This is a genomic window from Nitrosospira sp. CT (genome assembly GCF_059489795.1).
This window is the reverse complement of the sequence record NZ_JCAHZJ010000048.1, coordinates 1-1,313: the sequence shown is the minus strand read 5'-3', so window position 1 is coordinate 1,313 and position 1,313 is coordinate 1. Positions and strand designations below refer to the sequence as shown.

General features: G+C 58.6%; 2 protein-coding genes. One reads left to right on the top strand and one right to left on the bottom strand.

All coding sequences use genetic code 11. The features are described 5' to 3' along the window. Positions 1-324: 324 nt before the first annotated feature. Positions 325-459, bottom strand: coding sequence for a hypothetical protein (locus AC52W5_RS08195; RefSeq protein WP_495670648.1), 135 nt, complete (start codon positions 457-459; stop codon positions 325-327). Positions 460-810: 351 nt separating this feature from the next. On the opposite strand from AC52W5_RS08195, the gene AC52W5_RS08190 reads away from it, so the two are divergent. Continuing rightward, positions 811-1,313, top strand: a 503-nt coding sequence (locus AC52W5_RS08190) for a YihY/virulence factor BrkB family protein (RefSeq protein ID WP_495670647.1), incomplete at its 3' end; no start/stop codon positions are given.

Sequence of the window (1,313 nt, the reverse complement as noted above, 5' to 3'; positions counted from 1 at the left end):
CAGCGGAGCCTACGACCCCGTGAGCAAGGAAGGTCTGCCCCAGCCCCATCAAGTCAAGGATACGTCAACTTCCCCTCAAAAAGTCCAGCACGGGCAGATGTCCGGGCTGAACCATTGCCAGGTGCAGAGCCCGTCCTGCCTGAGGGGCTTGTTCGAGAACCGAAGGGACCGCTTAATCCCCGTACCCGACGACGCGATGCAAAATGATCGACAAGGGATTTATGGCAGATCGAGCGTTGCCGCAGGCTGGCAAAAGGTGCCGATCCCTCCACGAGAAACGGCTCCTAAAACTCGCCAAGGACTACGAGGAGGAATTTCGGCAGCTTAACGCCTCAACCACAAAACCAGAGCAACGATGACGATGGCGGCGACGATCGCCATATTGGAACGGGACACTTCTCTTCCCACGCAAGTTAGCCCTCCTGCACCTCGCGCCGTGGCTGTGGAATATTCCTTCATTTCCTATGGCTTTCTGGCTGCGCACTCATGTGGCGGCGTCCGTGAGTGTGTGCGGGGGATTCCTCACCATCTGCCGCAAAATCCCTCACTGGATTTCCATTTTCAATTCATGCTCTGCCTTCAGATACAATTGCCATTAGGACCCTATCGCAATCCCCCAGCGAGGGTAGTCTGTCCGCCTTGCTCGCTTTGCTTGGCATCCTGCGATCCCAATAGGGGCTCGGCCCGCCAAGCCGTCCGCTGCTGTCGTCGGTCTCGGCTGCGAGATCCGCGATGGGCACGTTGAAGGACGTTCGCTTTTCCAAGAGGGCGTAGGAACGATCCGGAAGTCTTTCTCGTTCTCACAGGACTATGACACGCAAAAAGGCGATGGTCTTCAAACGCGAGAGCGTCACATCCGAGAGGGCGGACGGCTGGACCATCGTGTCCATGGTGGCTCTGGTCGGCATTGCGCTTGCCTCTCAGTATCTCTTTCCGGTGTCGAAAGAGCGCGCAGGCGCTCCGGTGGCGGCCGACGCTCAAAGCACCGGCAGCGAGTCAACGGAAACAGGGGACCGTGGCCGCTCGGCGACGACACCCTCCGAGATACCGGTCCGTGGCTGGAAGGACATTCTGATGCGAGTCTATGCGAACATACCCAAACATCGGGTGTTGGCGCTCGCGGCGGGCATGACCTACTATAGCATCCTCGCCATCTTCCCTGCGATCGCAGCTTTGGTCGCGATGTATGGTCTCTTCTCGGATCCGACGATGATCGCAAAGCACCTCGATCAGCTCGGCGGTTTTTTGCCCGGCGGAGCCATCGGCATCGCTAAAGACCAGCTCACTCGCGTGGCTTCGAAGGGCTCACAGAC